Origin of the sequence: Providencia sp. PROV003, assembly GCF_045040775.1 — a bacterium.
Classification (GTDB): Bacteria; Pseudomonadota; Gammaproteobacteria; order Enterobacterales; family Enterobacteriaceae; genus Providencia; species Providencia huashanensis.
The window spans coordinates 2,775,223-2,797,861 of the sequence record NZ_CP096369.1 but is presented as its reverse complement, the minus strand read 5'-3'; the positions used below and the strand labels follow the sequence as shown (position 1 = coordinate 2,797,861).

Here is a 22,639-nt window from a genome sequence, read left to right as displayed (position 1 = left end):
CCATTTCCATTAACTAACTCTATACCATCCCATCAACATAATATAAGCGTTAGTTATATTTACAGCTGCACCGCTTCCCGCGTTACCAATCATTCCTGTCACTGTATGACTATGTGCTCCACTATTCGATGTATCGCCAGTCCATGCATTAGCAGCGCTCATATTAATCTGAGTTACATCCGCATTAACGACGCCAGAAGCGGTATTTACTTTGAGACTTCGTGTCGATTTACTGAATGCGCCGTAAGCAAAGCCCGGTGCTTGTGATTCTGATTTTCCCCCACCAAGAGCCAATGAGCCTGTTATGTTCATTGTTCCCCTATTATGAGTATGTCCCCCCGCAGAGGATGTTGAACCTGAGAAACTGTGGCTATGAGCTGGCATATGTGAAGCCGTTAACGTCACTGAATCCGAGCCACCAGTTGTCAACACATTCGCACCACTCGCTGCAGCTAATCGAATAGTTTTATTTTCGCCGATGTATTGCCATTTCGTACTAGGGAATAATGTATTGGGGTTCTTGTTTTGCGCGAACCACACCACAATACCAATAGGGTAAATGGTATTAAGATTGACCGCGTTTTGTAATGCATCAGTGACGGCTTTCTGACTCATCACGCTAGTTGTTGATGCTCCAGTCGATTGGACGACACTACTTGTATTGAGCTTATTATTAAGCCCGTTATTGAGTGCTGTGTTTGTTGCATAATCCCCCGATGGTTGATAGCTCCCCTTAGCTTGGTACCGTGTATCTCCTTCCGCTTTGGTGTAGCTCTCGCCTTTGAGTGCATAATTCCCTGCGGGGGCATAATTGCCCTTAGGTTGATAGTTGGTATCAGACTCCGCTTTTGAATAACTATAGCCTGCTGCTTGATAGCTGCCTTTAGGTTGATACTTACCATCGGTTTCAGCCTTGGTATAACTATCTCCTTTTAAGGCATAATCCCCTGATGGCTGATAACTCCCCTTAGCTTGGTACCGTGTATCCCCTTCCGCTTTGGTATAACTTTCACCTTTGAGGGCATAATTTCCTGCAGGGGCATAGTTGCCTTTGGGTTGATACTTAGTGTCAGATTCGGCTTTAGAATAGCTGTAACCTGCAGGCTGATAGTTGCCTAATGGCTGGAAACGCTTGTCAGATTCGGTTTTGGTATAAACATTGATATCACCCGCACTTAGATCCGCTTTCAGTTCCTGCCATGCTGTACCTGCAACAGGCTCAACATTGTTATTTTCAATCTTCGACTGCCACGTTTTGTTTTTATGATAAATAATCGCGCGGATTGGATATGGTTTGCCTTCTGCTGCCCACTTAGGGAAACCAAAGCTTTGTAATTCCCCTATCGCTTCAGTGATATCATGAAACATGCCGTTCATCTTTTCACGTTCGATATCTTTGGCCGCAGGATCAGTTTGTTGGTCACGCTCATAATCGTAACTATAGCCTTGTGTGTAAGAAACCGCGCCATCGGCTTGCACATCATCAGGAATAGAGATTCTGTCCCCTTGTGTTGCAAAGGGGATTTTAAATATTTTTGTCATGAGTTTTAGGCTCCGAAATTACTGCTAAGGAAGTTTTTACGATGTTGGCCGTGACCGAAAGCTTTCTTCGTCACGATACGGTATTTAACACCCACACCCGATGGGCGAGGCATAAGATCAAAGTTTTCAAGAAGAACCCGCAAACGTTCGTCCGGGTTGAAATTAAACACGTAATACAAATAGGTCATATCCAGCGGATCAAGCACGAATACTTTGCTGTCCGCTTGCCAAAAGAAGCGTTTAAGAAATTCGTTAATATTGGTGACCGTTGGGCTTTGCGTGAGGTTGAAATAGCGCATACGCACGATGAGACGTTTTTGGTCGACTGTCAGCGATAGGGTGTAATCGGCATTACGTCGAAAGTTGCCTTTGAAATTAGCGTTCTTTTTACCGAAACCAAAGCCGATTTTCGTTTTATCGCTCGGGGGGACATCAATCCCCAACGGCACATCGAGTATGCGCGCCCAAATATTCAGCCCAAACTCGTTCGCAGTATCGATATTAAACACATCACGGTACCAATCACGCCAAAACTGGACAGTGGATTGTTCAAAATAGTCTGCTTTGTATTTAGCTATTGCTTTGAGATTTTCCGCATCTTCATATTGCCAAAGGATCGCCTTTAATAAATCAGAATGAAAATCAAATGATTGAATTTTGCTCATACCAGCACCACCTGTACCGCACTGCGTTTGAGCCTTGCCACCTCATTCATTTTGATTTCATAGTTATTTGAAGACCAGGCTTTGCCATCCGTTGAAAGTTCGACGCGTGTAATAAACAACCGAGGTTCGACAGCATTGATACCGGCTGATATTTCGAAAGGTGATACATCGCGCCCCACCACTAAACCGCCCTCACCATCGATATCCCCATTTGCCCATGACTCAACCGCGGCGGGAATAATGGTTTGTGCATCGACGGTGGCTTTTTTCACTGTTACTCGGCAGAACAACACAATTTCTTTCGCCCTATCGAATTTAACGGGATAAATTTGGCCGCTGATGATTTCCAATACTTCAACTTCTTCACTGCCGTTAAAAGCCGCACCGAGTGTTTTTGTGCGCAACAATGAACGAGCAATCGCCTCTTTATCACCCCCTTCAACACACACATAAATGCTATGGGGAACTAACGTGATCCCATCAAACATCATCGGTTGGTCTGTGTAATTTTCTCGATACGACAACGAACGTACCCCTTCCAATTCATACAATGCAGAGGTAATCGCCTCCCCCACACTGACGGTGTTTTTGGCTAACGTCTGCTTGCGTCGTCGCCTTGATTGTAGGTCTGATTCGGCATCTCGACCCAACACCGCATTGCTGGGGTTATGAACGGTTTCCCAACCTAATACCGAACTGGCCACTTTATTAAGTTGCCCCACTCCGCACTCAATCGCGCCCGTTTCAATGGCGCGCATATCCCCTGTTACTGAGCCATCTTTACCGATAATTAAAGTCTTGGTGGTTTCGAATAAGTCACCATTCAGTGTGGCGGCTTGTGATCCCTTGGGAATAATGGTGTCGGCAATACCCGTGAATTTCACCTGTGATAAAAAGGAGTGAGTCGCATCAAAACGTTGTCCCCCCATTAAAGCCCATATTGCATCAAGGAAAATACCACCGGCTAAATCGGGGTTAATTTGATTGGCCAGTTCAGCATTGTTGCGCACAACGGCGTCCCGATTTTCGACCTCCATGGTGATCAATGCCCCTTGTGGGGTTTCGGGGTTAACATCCAGTTGCTGGCCAAAGACACTTTTAAATTCGTTTTCAACGTCATCACGTAAGGTGCTGGTATCCGGCACAATTACACCCTGTGACGTGAGATATTGATAATCAGCCATTGAGCGTTATCTCCCCATAAATGGTTTGGATCACCGCGGTATAGTTCAGCGAGTTATCTGCGATTAATGCCGAGAATGACACGACCGATATCACATCATCCAATTCACGCATTCGGTCACGAAACGCTGCTTCAAATAACGGGATGTCCGCCTGTCGCCCAAAGGTGGTTTTCCAGTACGGAATGCCCATATCGAGTTTATGTAGCATTTCACCACGGAGTGCTTTGACGTAATGCTCACAACGGTTTTTCGATGCCCGTTCACCACTCACAATCGATAAGTTTCCATCATTGCCAAGATGAATGTCGTTACTACTGTTGACATTAAATGTCTTCATACGGGGACTCCTGAATTGCTATTACCACTTTGAATACCGCTGTGTTTATGGGTTGAGCCGATATCTTTACCGTTGTGTTTCATCGTGCCACCATTTGAGTCGCTGTTGCCATTTACAGCCTGATTACCATTCACCGTGACATTACCGTTAAACGTAGTTTCGGGCACATTGACTTCAAGAACGGGCGAATCTAAAACCGCTTTTCCTGCATGCAATGACAAGCACACAGAACCATCCATGGACTGGATCACCAAGGCATCAGCGTTTTTACCATCAATTAGCCAGCCTTTCAGGGTGTCGGGGTAAAACATCGCATCGCTAAAGGTATGTAACCGTGCTGTATTGGGTTCATCTTCTAAACCGCCACGTTGAAAAACCAAGCTGATATCTCGGTCATTGGCTTTTAACCAACCGAAATCACCCGCCTTGATCGGCATGCGAATAAAAAAGCCACCGCCGCCAAAACGAAAAACGGGAATATTCGGTACCGCTGCTCGCCCGATTTTTTGGCCTTCTGTCGATACCATCATGACTAAGGGCTTAATCACGGCTCGATTAGTTTTATCGTTATAACTCATCACCACAGAGGGAAGCATGTCATCGATGTTCATCAAAAAGTTACGAAATGCGGCCGAGAGCTGCCCTGCCAAGCTGCCTTCGCTAGCAATATCACTATTGGGTTGGTTCATGGTTTACACTCGTTTGCAGGTCGCTTGGTAAAAAAAGGGATCGTCGTGAGAGGCAATATCGAACTTAAGTTGTTCGATAATGTAGTCGCCATTTAAGGCAGGATTAAACTGGCTTTCAAGGCGTAACATGCCACCCAATGACGACTCGCTATCAATTAAATAAGTGACATCGACGCCTTTTTCCGTGGCTTTAGGAATACCGACCATGCCCGATTTTTGGTTGAGGATACGCAAGCGGCCACTTAACGCTTTATCCTGGTCTTTCACATACAACATGTCATCGTCAATAAACGCTTTCACATTGCCCGCATCTTGCAGTCGCTCGACTTGTTTGAGCGCTGGCCCGCAAAAATACCAATTAGCGATATTTTTATCAGTCGCTTGGAAGTCCAATTTAACCCCGCAATCCTGTGCAATGTTCTTGGCTAGTTCGCTCATTTTGCTTATTGCACTACCCGATGAAGAAACAATGTCACGCGCGTTGGTATTGTTGGTTTTCGCTTTTAAGGTCAGTGTCACATCGGGCGGTGAGGCGATTTCTGCGCTAACAATATCCCCCACATAAATGCGAAATACGCCCGTACTGGCGCGTCCCGCTTCAACAATTAAACGGTGCGGTTTCTTCGCTTGGGTGTAAGGGCTGGTTTCGGTCAGCAACATATTGCGCGTTGTCGCATTGAGGCCATCGATATTGACCGTGCATTCATTCTGCAGGGGATTGGCATATTTAGTGCCACTGGCTCGAATTCGCAGCCCCTCATACCATTGCAGCCGACCATTAACTTCAATGCCTAATCGGATACGGCGTAAATCAATCATCTTCACCCCACCAAACAAGACTGTGTGATTGGCCAAACTGCGCCCACCACGGATATTCATCATTTTCAGTGATAAAGGCGAAATTACCGTTACCCGATAAATAGCGGTAGGGGATCAGCGGTTGATTGGGGATCACACGAATACCTTGCAGTAAAACCACATCATTGCGCTTGATATCGCAACACATTGTTGTTCGCGCCACTTTAATCGTCAGCTCCCACTCGTCACCGCCAAGGCTCACGCGCAAACGTTGATTAGGTATGGCATTTAAAGGGATCTCTTGCATGGGTCACCACCCTAACGTAAATTCACCGTCAGCAATTTTGGTTGCTGCCGATTTTTTCTTTTTGTCTGGTACCGTGGACGTTTGCACTTTTCCGCGATTCACTGTGCTCGATTGCTCTTTTTTTGCCACCTTACGGGGCGGCAGGTCGCCATATTCTGGCTCAACCGTTCGCCACTCACTAAAGCGCAGCGAGAGTTTAATCGCATCGGCCATCTCTGGAATTTCATCGTGATAGAGATTCACTAGCAACATCGGTTGGTAGGTTTTCACCCGCGTTTGGATACCCACTAACTGATGCTTATCGTAGGCTTGCTGTAGGGTTTCAAAGGCGCTTTTCATTTCGCCAGCTAAAATTAAATCCATACCAATTTCGACTGGCTGAACCACCACATGGTCACTGCGTGTTTCCCCCGACTCAACGGTAAACTGTGTTGCTTTGTGTTCGTCACGGACGTTAATTTGAATTGGATTGGCCGTTTCAAATAACGTCGAAAAGTTATCGACATTGAAGATTTTCACCTCGGTGATCATTTGCTTACCCCCGAACTGGTTTGATGGGCTAAATCTTGTAGCTGGGATTGCAACGCATCTTTCGTGCCATTAGCCATGCCTTGCGCATCCGTGGCTTGAGTTTCCACTTTGATTTCACCAATTGACAAGTTAGTTTCATTGGTGGTACTGGATTGATTACTGATGGCTTGGCTGGTCATCGGGTTGATTGGATTAGCTGACATGCCATTAATTTGTTGGCTCAGCCCTTTTACTAACAACGCAGTATCTTCTTCAGATAACGTGGGCTGTTCGGGGATTTGGTGCTCTATCGTGCCGTCAGTCGTGATTTTGCGTTCAACCGTTTGAGTCACTTGTGCATCCTCAAAACCAAACCACCCTTTGACGGTACTCCAGCCATTTTTAATCGCGTCTAAACCGTCATTAATCCAACCTAAATACTGTTTGATTTGCGCCCATAGCCACTTAAAAATCCCGACAACGGCATCAGAAGCCACCGTAAAGACGCCTTCAAATTGCTTGCCCCAATCCGCTAAATCGTTAATAAAACCCGTGAGCCATGCCCATAACTGCTTGCCACCATCAACAATAAAGTTAAAAGCTGACACTGCCACATCGGCAACGACCTGAGACAAGGCGATGACAAAATCAAAGAAGGCTTTAAACGCTTCCCACAACGCAATAATGACCGCTTTAAGTTCGGGGTATTCATCCAAAATACGGCCTATCATCGAATCATTGCCGTCAATAAAGTTCATGATATCGTCATAGACTAAGGCAAACGCTGCAGCCAGTAAGGCAATAATCGCGATAATCGCCAAGATGGGCCATGTTGCTGCCAAAGTCGCTGCCGCCGCCGATAACATGGCAGGCACATAAAACGCCGCAATAGCCGAACCTATTGCAATAAAGAACCCCACAATAAGCGACTTGTTTTCTTTGCAAAAGCTCACAAAGCGGTTGATCCACTCTAACCCTTTGGTTAAAATCGGGATCACCATTTCAAGAAAGCTGTTTTTCAGTAAGCCTGATGATTGCTTAAAGCCTTGCATGGCTTTGTTGAATTTGATGGATTGTTCAATACTCTCTTTGTTGATACCAGAATATTCCTTTTGAATGCCCATCATGCGCTCAAGCTCTTTGCGGCCGTTCATCATCAGCTCGACGGTTTTATCATCCGTCACGCCCAGCCCCGCAAGCGTTGCCTTGGCTTTGTCGAACTTCATGCCCTGCACTTTATCTGCAGTCTGAAGTACTTTTTCCATAGTGTTTTTCGCAAAACCAAACGATTTGGCCATCGCGGATAAATCCGCTTGAGCCGCATCACGCGTACTGCCCAGTTCAGCTATTGAACCCGCGAAAGCGTCCACATCGGCAGTCGCTACATTGATTTTTTTACCCAGTTTGTCGAGGGTTTCAATATCAGCCGAACGTGAAATCGATTCCCCCACCAAAGCAGTCGCCCCCATCAATAAACCAACCGCCCCCAATGCCTTTTTGGCAAACGACATGACCGTATTACCCGCCTGCTGGTATTTGGTTTCGGTATTCTCAAGGGCTTTTTGCACGGATTGCTGTGCTTTAATTTCACTGGTCGCTGCTTCAATTCCCTTCACTTTCATCGAATCCACAAGACGAATTAACTCGCTGTAATTACCTTGCAGTGCTTGAATAATAGCGTTGGACAGTTGCTTCGCGGTGATACCTTGGTGTTCGGCTAACGTGAGGTCGGTGACACCTTGATTAAGTTGAATGACGTCTTGTTGTAGTGCCTGGTAGTTTGCATCGAGCTCGCCCAAAACACCCTGAGTGGATTGCATGCCTGCATCAGATATTGACCGCTGTGCCTCAAGGCTGGCCATCGAATCTGTTACTGTCTCTAACTGTGTTTTAACCGAGCCTGTTTGGGCAATAACCTCATCTGCATTAGTAACAAAATCAATCGAATGTTCAACCGATAAGCCTTGCACCGATTGGCGTAAGTCTGCCATCACACGTTCAATTTCTGCGGCGCCATCGGCCGTGGTGGTCGGGATTTTTTGCAGCTCGTTAACATACTCACTGACCGAGCCTTTTACCTGTTCTAATGCCGCTTTTTGGTCACCCACCGATAACGAGCCGAGGTCATTTTTTAATTGGGTGATATCAGATTGCAGTGATTGCCCCCAATCCCCTAACGCATTCCCCCCGGAGACCCAAGCAGCGTCTGCATTTTGCCGTTGCTCATCCAATGCGCTTAATGATGAGCTCACCGCATCTAACCGAGCCACGATTTGGCTTGTCTCAGCACTGACCTCGCTGGCATTGGTGGTGAACAAAATGGCATGTTCAGTCGACAGCCCTTGCAACGATTGCCAAAGCTCCGTCATGACACTCCCGATGGTCAGTGAACTTTGCTGCGCCGCTTGTTGGGTTTGTTTCATGCCATCAATAATGTCATCGGTCGAACGTTGCACCTTTTTAAATGCCCCATCCGCTTGCCTTGTATCAAACTCAAAGACCTGCACAAAGGTATCCATTAATGACATTAGCGATCCTTTGAAGCCGCAAGGGCTTCGTTATAACGGTTAGTAATGGCAATTTCCCACAGGTCCATTGCTTCTTCTAAATCTATTGAGGTTTTGAGTTCGGTGAAGGTGGCGAGGCGTTCGCTGACGATGACGGCAAAGAACCCATCAGCGTTTTTATAATCGACGGGAGTGAACCGCTTACCTTGCTGAGCAGGAAGTGGAGGAAGCCTGAGTTCCCGTCGCCCCCGAAAAAACTGGTGTTGTACTTCAACATTTCCAACTCTAAGCGGATCAACGATTCGCCATCGGGTACATGGTTATCAATAAGTGTTTGTGTTTTAAGGGGGATTTCTTCACCATCGATAGTGACACACACATAGGCCATCATTTTTAACATGGCCTCTTTGCTGACCTCATAATCACCAATTTTGGGGGCGTTAGATAACGGATATTTGGCTAGGATTTCACGCCCGACTGTAGCCGGCAGGCGACTAATTACAAATAGCTTTTCAACGCCATCAACGTCTTTGATAGCCACTTCTTTAGGTTTAATCAACATGGTAAACACCGATAAAAAAGGCGGGGAACCCCGCCAGAAATTGAAATGAATTAACGGACGCGCGTACTGTCGAAATCCTGAAACACAAAGGTATAGGCTTTGGATTTCAAACGTCCCGCAGAGGCCGCAGAGTTGCCACGACTGCCATTGGTAATTTTGCCGTTACGCGCTGTGACCGTTGAGCCATCACCGTAAGACGCCACAAAGGTAATGATATCCCCTGCGTGTCGGCGCCCTTTTTTCGCGGTATTCGCCTCGAGCAAAATCGACAAGTTTTGATCTTCTTCGCTACCAGCTAAAACGTTGATGGTGACGGTTTGTGGTGTCGGTGTGGACCAACTCACCAAGTTACCATTAATGTCCATGCCCGTTTGTGCAATATCGACAGCCGGTAAATCCAGTGGGTCAGCATCGTCAGCAAAGGCGGTAATTAAAATCCCAGTGGGAAAGGTTTTGCTGGCTTGAATGGTAAAACTCAAGCCGGTTGCAGATACATCATGCATGTTCTACTCCTAGACTAAATTATGTGAGCCTTCGACTTTGCGAACCCAATCGCCTTTGCCGTAAATCAGCACGTATTTCATGACATACTCAGGCAAGTCGCTTTCATCCGTGTTTTCAACAATCTGCGCGTTATACCAATAGCCTTTATCCTGTACGTCATACCAAGCAAGGTCATCGCCAGACGCATCCGCAATCGCCAGCTTTTGTACGTCACTCAGCGTTTTACCGGCTAAAATTGTGCCGTTATTAATCGCTTTAGTGACCACACCGGCGATCACCATCAACGCACGCGCTTCACCGTCCTTATTCGCAGGAACACCGCGTGTGGCCAATAACACGTTAAACCATTGCTGAGCGATATAGGCTTTTAGCCATTGCTCATTAGCGTGCACACTCATATCCAGCGGATTAGACGCACCACCGCACAAGAAGCCCCGCTGATAGAAACGAATTTGTGAGCCAGCTATCGCGGTTTCACCGTAATAGTTCACGCGCAGCTTATCGAATCGGTCAGCGGCTTTATCTGTGGTCACTTGCGCAGGGAACGTGACGCCTAATTGACGGAACATGTAGTTTGTCGTGGCGTTGGTTCGGTCATAATCCGTCGCCGCCATAACGGCCATGGGTAAGGTTTGAATAAAATAGTTGGTATCTGTTTTGAGGCTTAACCCCACAGAAGCGGTTCCCATCAACGCTGCGCTAAAATCTTCAACCTGCTTTTCGCTCACGCTAATATGTAACTGGTATTTGACGTTTTCACCGGAAACATACTGCGCCAACGGCACGGCTTGCTCTAACGTCAACTCATCCAAGAATGTCGCACTGCCGAATGAATCGGAAACCTGCTCGGCAACCATAAAGGCTTCCAGCGGCGTTTGTGCAGGGTTACCTTCAGATGCAGTACCGGAAGACAGCCCCATAGCATTCGCCAGCACCGAATATTCAACACTAATGGATGCGCGTTCTTGCACGCCGCCACTCAGCTCAAAGGCGCTATCGAGTGAATTAAACGTCAAATAGCTACTGGAAAATTGCGGTTCTCTTTCTGCATTGAGCTTTGCTTGAATGGTGGACGCAATATCCGCATAGGACTTCGCTTCTGACAAATCAATATCTTTGTAGCTTTTAGTGACGGTACCAATCGTGACTGATAGCGTCCCATCCGCAATAATTTTTAAATCTGCTAACGCGGCGGCTTTGGTACCAAATAGCGTAGGTGCTCGCCCGACGGGCTCATAAGAAGCAATTTGTAATTCCTTCGGCTTACTCACTGGTGCAGGGCTAACATAGCTAAAATATTGTCGTGCAAAATGGGCTTCAGGAGAATCAACACCCAGTAAATCCTCTATTTGACCACTGGCGAACTCTAAAACTTTACCTGCGGGAATTTTGGGATTAGTGGAAAATAGGCGACCGGTTAATTTACGCATCGGAACAGCAGACGCGCCAATAACCGCCGATGCGATATCAACGTATCGAGTTTGTTTAATTGGCATAATAAAACCTTATATGCGGTGGATATCAGGATAGAGCGCGCTTATGGCAGCTGTATCAGGGAAAAGAGAGCGTTTAAAAGTCACATTAAAATCAAACGAGGGGTTTTGTTCGTAGTCACCATAGTCGTTCACAAAGTAAGGCTGGCGAACGAATGTTGCCCGTTGTACACCAATACCTTGCTTTCTCAGTGTGGTCACAAAAGGCAGTGAATTGACAACCATTCGGGCAATGGCGGTAATATCATTGGCGGTATATGGGCCTAATTGGGTAATGAATGCCTGAACTTGGTACGTTTTTTCCGATAATTGGTTTTCTTGGTGATTGGCATTGTTGCCTTGGACATTGTAATGGCGACCTTGCCACCCATGCCCGCTTTCATTGATGGAAAAGAACATCACCATATTATCTTCACGGCCTTGCTTGGTGGATTGAAAACCCGCTTTCACGGGGATATCAATACCCACTTCGGCCAGCTGCCGTAATAACTGTTTGCGAATGGCAATATCAACGTCATTATCCGTCATAGGCCCCTACCTCAATGCAAATCACCGATTTCCAGCCGTCCTGCTCGTACCAATCCGCATCCCCCATCACATCGTATTTCTTGCCATTAAAAACAAGGTAATCGGGAGACGTACCGCGCTGAATGCCCTTGATATCATGGGAGGTATAAAAACGCCGATAAACCTGGCTTGAATCAAAACCCATTGATTGTACATCTTGGGTATCAACTGCTTGCCAACTGCCACGAATATCAACCGGCTCATGATATTGGTTTTGGTCATGCCCTCGCTCATCGGGTTCACGCTTTTTAAAGCGAAACCACAGGGCCGTTTGCTGAGGAATATAGCGAGAAGCGATACGGTGTAAATTTCCGAACATTACTTATCCTCCACGGCAAAACTGACGGCCTGTAACATCTGTCCCGTGTCCACTAAGGGCTTATCGGTGGATTTACCTTTGCTATGACGTCTTGCTCTGGCTTTTACCGTTGAATCATCCAAGGCAGGTGTGGTTACCGCTTTAATGGCCAGTTTCACATCCCCAGCCGCCTTTGCACCAACTTGGGTTAGCCCATCGGTAACAGAAATATTGCCAGCGGCCGCCGCTTTGGCCACACGGAAGATCAACTGGCCATACTCTGTTTTTTTATCGCTCATCGTCGGGCGAAAAAACGAACGGGGAGGAATGCCACCAGCGGGGTAACCTAACTCTTGAATAGCGGCAATATAGGCAATGGGCGTACCATCGGGATACTTCGAGTGTTCAAAGAAACCCACTTTCAATTGTTTCTTGGCTAACTCATCATAGACTTTTTTCAACTGAGCTAATTTCGTCATTAACGTAACCGCCCCCCTCGTGTGAACCGGCCACCCACACCGCGAAATGCCGAGCGTTCACCCGCACCACCGATGTATTGCGGCACACTACAGCGTTTTATCAGTGCTAAGAACTGTTGGCCATAGGTGGTCATTTTGAACCAGTGTGACCAATCAGACCCCGCAGGGGGCGCAGAGAATGACACGCTGACTTTATCGATGGTCACACTAGTCACAACACCAGTTGGGGATTCATCATCCGCAATCCACTTTCGCAGTGATAGCATATGGGCAACAACCAACATCCACAGTTCGTTAGTACATACGCCCCTGCAGGGAGAAAAGTAATTTAAGGCAGATTGAGCAATAATATAAATGTCATCATCACTCACACCATTAAACGATGGATAGAGCACACGAAATGACGTTAGGGGAAATGTGCTCGCCTCCATCATTATTTACCCTTTTTGTTGGTTTTCGGGACCGCTTGTTTTTCTGCTTCCAATGATTCCACGGTATCTGGCGCTGACTTATCGCTAGCCTCCATATTGGTGGCCACTTTTTCAGGATCTTCTTTGCGGTTTTCAACGCTGATAAACCCGTTTTCTTTGTGTAACTGAAAAACGTGGTTATCTTTGAGTTGGACGTATTGTTCATCACTGATTTCCGTGACGCGCCCGCGCGGGGTATACATGTGCTTAGTCATGATGTTGGCTTGGCCGGCAATAAACACTTTGCCATCGGTGACCGAGTAATTTTGGTCATTCGATAACGTGCAATAAACATACAGAGACATAGTTTTATTCCATAAAAAAGCCCTCATTTGAGGGCGTAAAAAAGGAAAGTGGCAGGTTAAATGCCAGTTAGGCGGGTAATCGCCCAAGGGCGCGTGACAAAGACACCCGCTGTCGCGTTGGTCGCATCCTCTAAATACCCTTTGATTTGTGCTTGTGAGCCCAACAATTGATACTTAACCGGCACCACTTGTAAAATGGTCGCGCTGGTTGCAGTTGAACCATCATCGATGGTATCTGCGAACATATACGCCACATCCGCACCACCATTCGCCCCGACAAATTCAGGTGAGAACACAAAGCGCAGATTTGGATAGTTCTCTTTCACCCATTGATACACCGTTTCACCACGCGCCACAGGGTTAGCGACGTTTAGCGTTGAGCGATAGCCCAGCGGTAACGTCAACGTGATCGCGATATCGTCTTTGATGATCCCGCCTGAACTCATTTCAATGCGCGAGAACATATCGGTAATATCTTGGGTGATATCGGCAAACGTGCCGCCCTTCCATTTTTTCGATGCGGTTTCATAAGCGGGTAGATTCGGTTCATTCATCAAGCCAAACACGCGGGTTTCAGGGCTATTAAACCCATAGTAACCAATCCGCTCACGCCCTTGTTCTAAGGATTCTGTCGCTGAGTTACGCTTTTCTGCGGCGGCTTCAAACCCAGCTGCAGATTGGCGTGCTTCCTCTAACTTACCGACTTGAAAACCTTGTTCAAAACGCACGATACCGCGGCGTTCTTGGTCTTGAATGTAAGACGCTAACGGCACATTGGTATGGTCACCGTAGAGCTCAGCTTTACCAGTTGGTGTTGCCACGTTCAGAATGATTTCTTCATCGTGCCATTCACCCGCATTCAATACACCAGTGATTTCATCCAACACACGAACACGGGTTGCGGTGCGAATGAGACCAGGGAGAACGTGTTGCAACATTTCACGCTGAATTAAACCGCCTTGTACAGCAGCACCAGTGATCGCGGAGTCCATCGACGCCAAACCGCCAAAACCAATTTGCTCAAGCTCGCGATACGTCCACTGTTGGTTAGGTTGGATATTAAGTTGGCCATGCTTGCGAATATCGCGGCCAGACATATAAAACTTTTGCTTGCTAACTGGCATTATTCACCTTCCTTTACTGCCGCTGGGTATGGGATTTCGGTTAAGCGAATAACGCTCAAATGCGGTGTGTCAGCTGACGACAAATGACGACTGACAAAGCCAATCACGCGATCACCTGCCGCTACGGTTTCTTTGGCCGATAATGAACCGTCCGTTTCGCTGAACACGACGGGATCATTGATTTTGCCTTCGTCATCACTTAACTCGACATACACCTCCCCCATCGCTAAAAACTCACCTTGAGTACCATTGCGTGCATAGTTCACTTCAACACGATACGCTTTCGGGTTAATCATGATCCCCGCAAAAGCACCCTTACCACCCACTTGGACAGACTCCACAGAATCATCTTTGTAGGTGTAAGCCCGACCGAAGATATTTTGTTTTTCATCCGCTGAGCTGAGAATGGCGGCAACGGCACGAATAGGCCCTGCATGGCTGATTTCACCCACTACGCCAGACGTTAAGCCATGCGCCACTGATTTAGGAATTGCCATTATTTCGCTCCCCATTTATCCATAATTGATTGATTGCTAACCGCAGAGTCCATCGTCACTGTGGCTTTCTGTGAATCTGGTACCCGCCCTTGCATCCACGCATCGAGTGCAATGGCTTCATTACCTTTACCGCATTGAATACCAAGCTTATCAACGCCATACTCCGCCACTTGTTGCTTGGTCATGGCGGCATGGTCAAATACGCCAAGGAATGGGGTCAGCTTATGGGCTAACGAATCACGCTCGCCGATTTGCTTTAGCAGCAATCCAGTGTCCATGGTGGGCTTTGATGCTTCCAAACGCTTAATCTTGCGTTTTAAGGATGCAATCTCATCCATCGTACCGATGCCGTTTTTCAAGCGTTTGAGTCGACGATTTAAGCTATCCGTGGTCGCTTGGTCGAGATGCTCCTTAGCTTCTTCGATGGCTTCGACAGCTGTCTCAATTGCCACCTCAGCAGCTTCTACGGCTTCAGGTGTACCGGTTGTGGCTTCTTCCGCTGCAACTTCGGCAGCTGACACGGCTTCTTCCGCTTTTTGCTCTTCTTCGGGATCAGCATCAGTGGATTTCTTTTCTTCTTTCGGCTCTTCATCGGTTGAAGGCTTAGTTTGTGCAATCACCTCTGCAATAATGCTTTTCAGCGCAGTGACTTGCTCCGCTGTAAACGCACCTTCATCAGCGGTTTGCTTCTCTTTGTTTTCTTCTTCGTTCATGCGAATAAGTTCCTTTGTGTCGATAGTGATAACGAGGTGATCTTGCACAGCGACGTCAGGGCCAGTTCGCCCTTCATCCACTAATGCGAGGTGATTTCCACGTAGGTGACGCTGAATGACGTCATAGTGTTGGCCTTCATAAATGCCAGAGGTGAATTCATATTTACTGCGATAACCAGGGGAGAGGTCGATTTTGCCACTGTCGATATTGCTAAGCGCCACATCTGAAAAGATTTTGATATTGGCTCTAAGATACGGTGGGTCAAAATACACGTTCTCACCAATCACCCCTTGGATGCCTTTTTTCTCCGCTGGGGTCGCGTGTTTGCCTAACATTTCATGTTCAATAATGAACGGGGTGAGTTTGAAAGAGTTAATTGTCGCTTCGCTGGCCAGTTCTTCTGGTGGCCGCAATACGCGATAGATTTTATCGGGTATCGGCGCACCAATTTCTGCCCCCAAATAATCAAAAACCCCAACTTTAGAGATGGGGTTGTCTGTTACTTCGAGCCAGCCGTTGTTGTCATAGGTTCGTTTTGTCATGTCTCCTCACCAAAATTGATAGCTGGCGTCATAAAACATTTACATTCGGGCAATTGCCCAGGCAATCCTCGCTCACCAGTTTTTTCATCAATCACCGGTGGGTTATCTAGATCGAACTCTTCTCCATCTAGATGCAGATGTAACGCTCTTGGCTCTGCGCTTCCTCCCGAGTGGTTCCAGACGGCTTTACGAATACCCACTGATTTCATGCGTTCACAGTTTGCCGCAGTCGTGATTTTTCGTGTTTGGTCAACAGCGATAAAATTCGCTCGGCTTTCCGTGACACTGCCAGTGTGTCTGATTACATCTAATAAGGTTTTTGCGCCCTCGCCTCCTTGAGAAATAGAGCGCAGGGCAGCACTTTCGATACGCTGGTGAAATTGGCTAGGAATGGATTTAATCAGGGAAACATTTTCAGCCGTGGCGGCTATCATTCGGTCTTTTAACGCTTCTGGCATTACAGGGGTTTTGATGGTAATACCGCCAGAGAGCTGTTTAAGGGAGTCGTCTAAATTACGCTGAGCGCCGATATCGACTTGGGAAACAAACTTATCGGCCATGGCGCTAGACTGCGTATTAAAGATTTTATCCCACTTGCGTTTTAACCGGTTGAGCCAAATCCGTGTTTGACTCGCAATGCTGGCATCCATCGTGGCGCCGTCAAAATCATCACTCAATTCACTAAATACGTTTTCATAGTCTTTAATCATTGAGCGGATTAACCGTGATAGGTCACGTTGATAACGGCTAGATGGCGCTGCTGAATACTGCAGGGGCTTGCCCTTCAATACCGCTTGGCGGGAGGTTGCCCACTTCGCCTTTTTCGTTCGGACTCGTATTCGTCTCGACATAATCGCCCTCATTTACATCAATGCCGTAATAGCTCGACTCTTTATCAGCTGCGAGTTTTTTACGGATATCTAACCCATCAATGGCACCCGTAGCTGCTAGAGCTGCATCCGTCTGAGCTGATTTCAACTCAATATCGGCACTCTCTGCCGCCGTTGGGCTATCGAGTGGCGCCCATGTCACCGATATTTCAGTCAGCGGTAATTCTTCGCTACGCATCAACATGTCGTAATGACGCTGCAAAAGTTCTTCTAAGTCATTTGATTGGACGCTTTCCAGCTCTTCACGATAGTTCGACTCTTCATACTCACCCGTCGCATTAAAGCCCTTCGGCGTGGTACCGAGTAACTTAGTTGCAGGCACGTTTGCCGCCGCTGCGACTAACTGGTATTGCGTCATAATGGTGGCGTCTAAATCCGCTAACGAGGTGTCGAACTGCTGTGCAACGTCCTCTTTCCCCATCACTTGCACGCCATAGTTATCGCGCATCTCCATAAAATAAAGCATGTTTTCCTGAATGGTGTTCTTATCCGCACCTTCAGGGTCTGCCATACCAATAGTCAATAACCGTTTAGTCATCGCCAGTTGTGGCGCTTCATTGGCGGTACGTTCGGATGCGTAGACCCGCTCATAAATACGCTCTGGCACGGATACACCAAAATAGTTATAAAGCGGCTTTAGCACGTTAGGCACGGGGAACGGGACAAACTTAACAAAGTGCGATTTATGGTATTTACGACCACCAATCACATAATACGTGGGGTCGTAAAAATCCATGCTAGCAGGGTCTTGGATATTGGAGTCTGTTAAATCAGGCGTTACCCATTGTGGGTCAATTTGCTTGATCCCCTTGTACATTCCTTTGGTCACGCCATCGAGATTAAACGGATTTTCATACCACTCTTTCGGGTTTGAGGTTTCCACCACAAACAGTGCTAATCGACCGCCATACACGCGCCCAAAGTGAATCAACTCTTTCATATGATGCTGTATGCGATACTTTTTATCGCGTTTACGCAGCTTTTTACTGATAGCGCTGTCATCGTCATTATCGCAATCAATATCATACCCTTGGCGAATAGCATCACGAGCAGGCATATTACAAGCCTTATCCACTAGCCAATGTTTCGCAATGATGGCGCACATATTGTTGCCAATAAACATTTGGCTCGCATACCAAGCCGCCTGTGACTCAGGCACGCCATAAACTTGCTCGCCTTTAAATGAGGGAACGGAAGTATCAATACTGTCCATCCCCACACCGTTAATCATCGGCTGAGGCAAATCTAACCCGTTAAACCCGTTTTCTTTTGCTAGCGCAGGATACAAATCAGTTGTGAATGCTGACCGCTTAGGCGGTGCAATCTGCTCTGCAATTTTTCGCCTTTTAAACGGCCACATAGAATTACCTCTTGGTTGTAAAGAAACCGCCTGTCTTACGCTTGATATATCCGTCTAAGCTATATCTCACAGCATCCCAACAGTGATTGTGCTTATCCTGTACGACTGGTAATACGTCACCAGTCATGCGATCAACCTTATATGAGTACAAGCGTGCTTCTTCAAGCATATGTTTACATCTAGGGTGAATAATGATCTCTTCAAAACCCTTTAAATAAGTAATTCCATCCTCAACACTTCCTTGCCATTTTTTGGCTGCTGAAATGTTAAAACCTTGCCCTTTAATATGGCTAATGGTTTCTGGTCTAGAGTTATCAGCTTTTATGGGCCATTTTCTTGACTCAGGGATACCTCTGAATTTCTTATTGTCGGAATCTAACCAATGCTCCAATTGCTTGTCTGTAGCACCCTCTTTACCAGCATAAAACTTCCACATGTCATTAAGTTCTACACCTACCCCATATGCTTCATATTCGATATACAATTTACGTCCGATAATGAAACATCGAATTAATGTGCTAGGATCAGTTGCAAAACCAAAGTCACCACCAAAAAGTAAGCGATCCGCTTTCTGCCACAAATCATCTGGGAACATTTCCTCCCGATACTTACCGGAAAAAATAACCGCCTCACTAATTGCCTTAGGAAGCCCTAACCAAACATGTTCATAGGCTTCATAATCAACGCGTTTGCAATATTCCATCTCATGGCGAAGTACATCAGGAAAAAAGGCATTTTCACCGTAATTGACACGAAAAATAATAACGCCACCATCGGGTGGGTCAGCCTCATGGCGCTTCATCAATTTATAAGTAGGATCTTTTTCTTCGCGGGGATTAAACGATACCCACACTTCAGATTTATTAGCTCGAACAGTAGGGCCTAAAATATCCCAACTATCTTGTGATACTGTTTGCGCTTCTTCTACCCAACAAACACGAATACCATGCATCGATTTAATGCTGTTGATGTTGTTGCGTAGCCCTTTAAAGGTAAATCGAGTTCCGTTCAGCCCTTCAATTTCATTATTCTTCACTTTATAGAAGTGAGACAAACCAAGGCTGTAGATTTCTGACTCTAATAATGCCAATACGGAATCACTAATAGAATTTTGGAACTCACGAGCGCAAAGTATCGTCATTGACTCATTAGCACCCAACAATACAAGCGCTCGGGCAATCTCTACGGATTTACCACCACCACGCCCGCCATAAGTCCAGCGCCAACGAACTGAACCAATCGGCTTATCGTATAGAACCGAAGGAACCCAATCGCTACTAAACGAATAAAGAACGCCATCTATTATTGTTGGGTGCTCTGCTTTCCCTCTCGTAACCTCTCCATGTGCGCATCCCAAACTTCAGGAGGGCACGTAGCTGGAGTAACGATACAAACCTTTCCATAGCTTAACCCGGCTAAATCAACGTTCACCTCTGTTTTATTGGTGCTCATTTCTATACCGGTTAGCTGTGCGGCGTTTTTTATATTGGGCGCCACCTGTCCAAATTTTTTATCTTGCAGGGCGTCTTTAGCCGCTTTGAATGAAAGGTCAGCCAAATCTTTAGCATTGAATGAAACAAGTAACGCAGCCTCTTGGCGCAACTCTCTAATGCGTCTGCGAACATCGGGGCGCCGAATTAATACTGCTGCTTGGGATTCTGAATTACTCGGAGAGTAGCCAGCACAAATTGCAGCATCTTTCTGAGTCATTCCCTGTGCGATATTCTGCGCAAATGATTCATGCTGAGGCTTAATCAACCCCTGCTTTTCTTGGGTATCATTCTGCGAATTATCAGGTTGTTCGTTTTGAGTAGCATTAGTGCTAGGTGTACTTTGCTCAGTTTTGCGAATTCTTTTATTCGCAGTTTCATTCGCACTTTTTTTTTGCGAATTCGCACTTCCATTCGCAATCTTAATGTAGCGCTTAGCAGTCGAGTATTTTAACCCTTGTTCTTCACACCATTCTTTAGGGGATATTCCTGATTTAGCATGTTCGGTGAGGAACTGTTGCTGTAGCGTCCCCCAATCCGGTTTAGCCATCGTCTTTATCTCCTTAGCCCATTAGAAAGTCTACTTGTAGGAATAAACTTTCTGATTAGCTATTTCCCTCAATAAAAAACCCGCACTTGGCGGGTCATTGTGAGTTCTTGTTATTTATTTAATGTCTAGCGGCATATCGCACATTGATTTAGGGATTTCCCTTTCACCATACTCTTCGGCTATTGCCATTATTTCTCTGTATGGTCTTGCGAATGGGCCAACTACAACAGTAATGTTCTGCCCCTCAGCTTCCTCTGGGGTTAGCTTCATTGTTTCTACTGTCATTACCAGTGCGACTTTCAATGCAGCGCCAGTCCAAGGTAAGTGCTTAATTAAATCGTCTGGCTCATTCATCACTTATACCTCATTTGTTGGGTTAATTAGCACTATTACATCATAAAAAAGGCCGCTGAGCGACCTATTCAGTAGATGCAACTTTTAGTGCATCGGTAATTTATTGATTTACAAACAAAGCGCAATTTTACGCCGCCAACCTATGCATTTCTGAGGGTTAACCAAACCACTACTGGTTATCCTCAAGGCTTATCCTGAAAGGTTCTTTGGTGTGTTCGTGCCGAGCGTGGCACAGGGTGAAATGCGTAGTCGCTTACGGCTTACCCGTCAGCAAGATAGAGACCACCTCACTTAATTGCGAAGAAGCCATTAAAAAGCCCCTGATTTCTCAGAGGCTCATTATTCGCTTGCATATTTTGAATACGTTAACTATATTTAATATGATATTCATTTGTTCAACAGATGTGCTTAGCCTACCCTGTGTGGGCTTTTTTTATTTCATCACCTGTCGTTGTTGTTCAATTTCCCGTATTGCTTTCTTGGCTATCTCTAAATAGGCATCTTTAATCAACTCAGAGTAAGTCACTGTGAACACTCCGTTCTAATATAATCTTGCAGCCCTAATACCATTCGTGTTAATTTTACAATTCGCTCTCTGAGTAACCAATAATTTCGGATAGCGGAGTCAGTAGGTCTGGCGGAGATTGCATCATCCATGCCGGAGGGGGTAAGGCTTTCGGCTTTTTTACAACTGGCTTTGATGTACACCCGTTCAGGATTACGCTCAGCAGCAATACGCAGCTTATCAATTTCAATCTTTGCATTAGCTAATTCCTGAGTATGTTTAGTATCGAGTTGATGAAGGGATTGGATACGTTCTTGGTAATCTTCATTAATTTTGACTTGCTCTGTAAGCTCAACGAGTAGTTCGGCATTCTTGGTGTTTAGCTCACCTATCCTTTCGTGTTGTATCCACATTCCCCATATGGCTACCCATGCTGCGATAAATAACAATGCTCTAACTTTATTCATGCCGGTTACCATAGAGAAGATTAAAAATTAACTTGCCGACCTTTATAGTGATCGATAGCTTTCTGGCAGCGTTTTTCTAAACTGACCTTATCTATGCCGCATGTGTTATCTGTCATACGGTAAGCACCAAAAGCAATAATTGATATCGCGAGTAGCATAAAGCAAATTACAGCTACTATAGGTTTCCATGACATATAGCAGCCTCCGCTTCTCGACGGTTTACAAGTCCACGCCATACCTTACCACCAGCATAAACCCACTTTTTAAGCTCTTCACAAGCGCCATATTGATCACCCGCATTTAACTTTTTAAGCAGGGTGGACTTAGCGAACGCGCCAGTACCAACATTGAATGCAAATGAATACAGCGCGGCTTTTGTGTGTTCGTTGACAGGAACTTTAACCAGACGATCGACCTGCAGTTTAGTTCTCATAAAATCCAGTTCTAACAGCTCGTTGCATTCTTCTTTTGAATAAACTTTGTTGGGAACAATGTCCTTTCCCGTATGCCCATAGCAAACTGTTAAAACCCCACCCACATCTTCATACGGCTCATACCTAACACCTTCAAAATACGCAATCACCGTTAAAGCGATAGCCGAAGCCCCTGCACCAACAAGCACAGTTAATTTTTGTTTGAGTGACATTAGATATCCTTAGGTGCTTTCGCCATAAGTTCGGCGGCTTTTCGTGCAGTAGCTGAGGGGTTTTGTGGGTCAGTCTTGTTAACCAGATCTTCAAATAAACGAGTTCGCTTTCGCTGCTCTCGTCTGTTCATGAAGAAAGTCGCTAGACCTAGGATAATGCTAAATGCCATCCCGATAATGAAGCCCCATTCATAAAGCGATAAGCTCGCGAAAAATGCTGTAAGCCCAGCACTACCGTAGGCTGCGTTGCTATATTTATCCATACGCATAAATTCACCCCCTA

Annotated in this window: 29 protein-coding genes; all 29 read right to left on the bottom strand. The window is 46.1% G+C overall.

Annotated elements, in window-relative coordinates; all coding sequences use genetic code 11:
- Window positions 1-9: 9 nt before the first annotated feature.
- Window positions 10-1,542 (bottom strand): phage baseplate protein, encoded by a 1,533-nt coding sequence (locus M1F14_RS12765; protein WP_181468523.1) that lies wholly within the window; start codon window positions 1,540-1,542, stop codon window positions 10-12.
- Between the two features lie 5 nt (window positions 1,543-1,547).
- On the bottom strand, window positions 1,548-2,207 hold the full coding sequence (locus M1F14_RS12760; protein ID WP_181468524.1) for a DUF2612 domain-containing protein: 660 nt from the start codon (window positions 2,205-2,207) through the stop codon (window positions 1,548-1,550).
- Complete coding sequence (locus tag M1F14_RS12755) at window positions 2,204-3,391, bottom strand: baseplate J/gp47 family protein (protein WP_181468525.1); 1,188 nt, start codon at window positions 3,389-3,391, stop codon at window positions 2,204-2,206. The genes M1F14_RS12760 and M1F14_RS12755 overlap by 4 nt, the downstream gene beginning before the upstream one ends.
- Window positions 3,384-3,728, bottom strand: coding sequence for a hypothetical protein (locus tag M1F14_RS12750; RefSeq protein WP_181468526.1), 345 nt, complete (start codon window positions 3,726-3,728; stop codon window positions 3,384-3,386). Before M1F14_RS12750 ends, M1F14_RS12755 begins: the two co-directional genes overlap by 8 nt.
- Complete coding sequence (locus M1F14_RS12745) at window positions 3,725-4,417, bottom strand: Gp138 family membrane-puncturing spike protein (protein ID WP_181468527.1); 693 nt, start codon at window positions 4,415-4,417, stop codon at window positions 3,725-3,727. Before M1F14_RS12745 ends, M1F14_RS12750 begins: the two co-directional genes overlap by 4 nt.
- Before the next feature lie 3 nt (window positions 4,418-4,420).
- Complete coding sequence (locus M1F14_RS12740) at window positions 4,421-5,236, bottom strand: baseplate hub protein (RefSeq protein WP_181468528.1); 816 nt, start codon at window positions 5,234-5,236, stop codon at window positions 4,421-4,423.
- A complete protein-coding gene (locus tag M1F14_RS12735) occupies window positions 5,229-5,522 on the bottom strand; it encodes a phage baseplate plug protein (protein ID WP_181468529.1) in 294 nt (97 codons plus the stop codon). Before M1F14_RS12735 ends, M1F14_RS12740 begins: the two co-directional genes overlap by 8 nt.
- A gap of 3 nt (window positions 5,523-5,525) precedes the next feature.
- Window positions 5,526-6,053 carry a phage baseplate protein gene (locus tag M1F14_RS12730; protein WP_181468530.1) on the bottom strand — a complete coding sequence of 176 codons (528 nt, stop codon included), beginning with the start codon at window positions 6,051-6,053 and terminating at the stop codon, window positions 5,526-5,528.
- A complete protein-coding gene (locus tag M1F14_RS12725; RefSeq protein WP_232370485.1) occupies window positions 6,050-8,560 on the bottom strand; it encodes a hypothetical protein in 2,511 nt (836 codons plus the stop codon). The genes M1F14_RS12730 and M1F14_RS12725 overlap by 4 nt, the downstream gene beginning before the upstream one ends.
- A gap of 82 nt (window positions 8,561-8,642) precedes the next feature.
- Window positions 8,643-9,101, bottom strand: a complete 459-nt coding sequence (locus M1F14_RS12720; protein WP_181468531.1) for a hypothetical protein — start codon at window positions 9,099-9,101, stop codon at window positions 8,643-8,645.
- A gap of 50 nt (window positions 9,102-9,151) precedes the next feature.
- Window positions 9,152-9,604: a phage tail fiber protein gene (locus M1F14_RS12715; protein ID WP_096863412.1), complete on the bottom strand. Its 453-nt coding sequence runs from the start codon at window positions 9,602-9,604 to the stop codon at window positions 9,152-9,154.
- A 9-nt stretch (window positions 9,605-9,613) separates the two neighbouring features.
- The gene (locus M1F14_RS12710) at window positions 9,614-11,101 is read right to left on the bottom strand and encodes a DUF3383 domain-containing protein (protein WP_181468532.1); all 1,488 of its coding nucleotides are present in this window, start codon (window positions 11,099-11,101) and stop codon (window positions 9,614-9,616) included.
- A gap of 9 nt (window positions 11,102-11,110) precedes the next feature.
- The gene (locus tag M1F14_RS12705) at window positions 11,111-11,626 is read right to left on the bottom strand and encodes a phage gateway protein (RefSeq protein ID WP_181468533.1); all 516 of its coding nucleotides are present in this window, start codon (window positions 11,624-11,626) and stop codon (window positions 11,111-11,113) included.
- Entirely contained in the window at window positions 11,616-11,984 is a 369-nt protein-coding gene (locus M1F14_RS12700; protein WP_181468534.1) for a phage collar protein, read from the bottom strand. The genes M1F14_RS12705 and M1F14_RS12700 overlap by 11 nt, the downstream gene beginning before the upstream one ends.
- Entirely contained in the window at window positions 11,984-12,442 is a 459-nt protein-coding gene (locus tag M1F14_RS12695; protein ID WP_181468535.1) for a hypothetical protein, read from the bottom strand. The genes M1F14_RS12700 and M1F14_RS12695 overlap by 1 nt, the downstream gene beginning before the upstream one ends.
- Entirely contained in the window at window positions 12,442-12,873 is a 432-nt protein-coding gene (locus M1F14_RS12690) for a DUF4054 domain-containing protein (protein WP_080972721.1), read from the bottom strand. The genes M1F14_RS12695 and M1F14_RS12690 overlap by 1 nt, the downstream gene beginning before the upstream one ends.
- Before the next feature lie 2 nt (window positions 12,874-12,875).
- Window positions 12,876-13,217: a hypothetical protein gene (locus M1F14_RS12685; protein WP_181468536.1), complete on the bottom strand. Its 342-nt coding sequence runs from the start codon at window positions 13,215-13,217 to the stop codon at window positions 12,876-12,878.
- A 56-nt stretch (window positions 13,218-13,273) separates the two neighbouring features.
- Window positions 13,274-14,341: a major capsid family protein gene (locus M1F14_RS12680; protein WP_181468537.1), complete on the bottom strand. Its 1,068-nt coding sequence runs from the start codon at window positions 14,339-14,341 to the stop codon at window positions 13,274-13,276.
- Window positions 14,341-14,838: a phage minor capsid protein gene (locus M1F14_RS12675; protein ID WP_181468538.1), complete on the bottom strand. Its 498-nt coding sequence runs from the start codon at window positions 14,836-14,838 to the stop codon at window positions 14,341-14,343. The genes M1F14_RS12680 and M1F14_RS12675 overlap by 1 nt, the downstream gene beginning before the upstream one ends.
- Entirely contained in the window at window positions 14,838-16,094 is a 1,257-nt protein-coding gene (locus tag M1F14_RS12670; RefSeq protein WP_181468539.1) for a DUF2213 domain-containing protein, read from the bottom strand. Before M1F14_RS12670 ends, M1F14_RS12675 begins: the two co-directional genes overlap by 1 nt.
- A complete protein-coding gene (locus M1F14_RS12665) occupies window positions 16,091-16,804 on the bottom strand; it encodes a phage minor head protein (protein ID WP_181469339.1) in 714 nt (237 codons plus the stop codon). Before M1F14_RS12665 ends, M1F14_RS12670 begins: the two co-directional genes overlap by 4 nt.
- A gap of 37 nt (window positions 16,805-16,841) precedes the next feature.
- Entirely contained in the window at window positions 16,842-18,344 is a 1,503-nt protein-coding gene (locus M1F14_RS12660) for a DUF1073 domain-containing protein (protein WP_181468540.1), read from the bottom strand.
- A 4-nt stretch (window positions 18,345-18,348) separates the two neighbouring features.
- The gene (locus M1F14_RS12655; RefSeq protein ID WP_181469340.1) at window positions 18,349-19,584 is read right to left on the bottom strand and encodes a PBSX family phage terminase large subunit; all 1,236 of its coding nucleotides are present in this window, start codon (window positions 19,582-19,584) and stop codon (window positions 18,349-18,351) included.
- A 62-nt stretch (window positions 19,585-19,646) separates the two neighbouring features.
- Window positions 19,647-20,384, bottom strand: a complete 738-nt coding sequence (locus M1F14_RS12650) for a terminase small subunit (RefSeq protein WP_181468541.1) — start codon at window positions 20,382-20,384, stop codon at window positions 19,647-19,649.
- Between the two features lie 114 nt (window positions 20,385-20,498).
- A complete protein-coding gene (locus tag M1F14_RS12645; RefSeq protein ID WP_105881062.1) occupies window positions 20,499-20,738 on the bottom strand; it encodes a hypothetical protein in 240 nt (79 codons plus the stop codon).
- A 522-nt stretch (window positions 20,739-21,260) separates the two neighbouring features.
- Entirely contained in the window at window positions 21,261-21,710 is a 450-nt protein-coding gene (locus M1F14_RS12640) for a lysis protein (RefSeq protein ID WP_226537931.1), read from the bottom strand.
- Window positions 21,711-21,730: 20 nt separating this feature from the next.
- Window positions 21,731-21,904 carry a hypothetical protein gene (locus M1F14_RS12635; RefSeq protein WP_165568276.1) on the bottom strand — a complete coding sequence of 58 codons (174 nt, stop codon included), beginning with the start codon at window positions 21,902-21,904 and terminating at the stop codon, window positions 21,731-21,733.
- Window positions 21,886-22,356: a lysozyme gene (locus M1F14_RS12630; RefSeq protein ID WP_131680599.1), complete on the bottom strand. Its 471-nt coding sequence runs from the start codon at window positions 22,354-22,356 to the stop codon at window positions 21,886-21,888. Before M1F14_RS12630 ends, M1F14_RS12635 begins: the two co-directional genes overlap by 19 nt.
- Window positions 22,356-22,625: an HP1 family phage holin gene (locus tag M1F14_RS12625; RefSeq protein ID WP_004912034.1), complete on the bottom strand. Its 270-nt coding sequence runs from the start codon at window positions 22,623-22,625 to the stop codon at window positions 22,356-22,358. Before M1F14_RS12625 ends, M1F14_RS12630 begins: the two co-directional genes overlap by 1 nt.
- Between the last annotated feature and the right edge of the window lie 14 nt (window positions 22,626-22,639).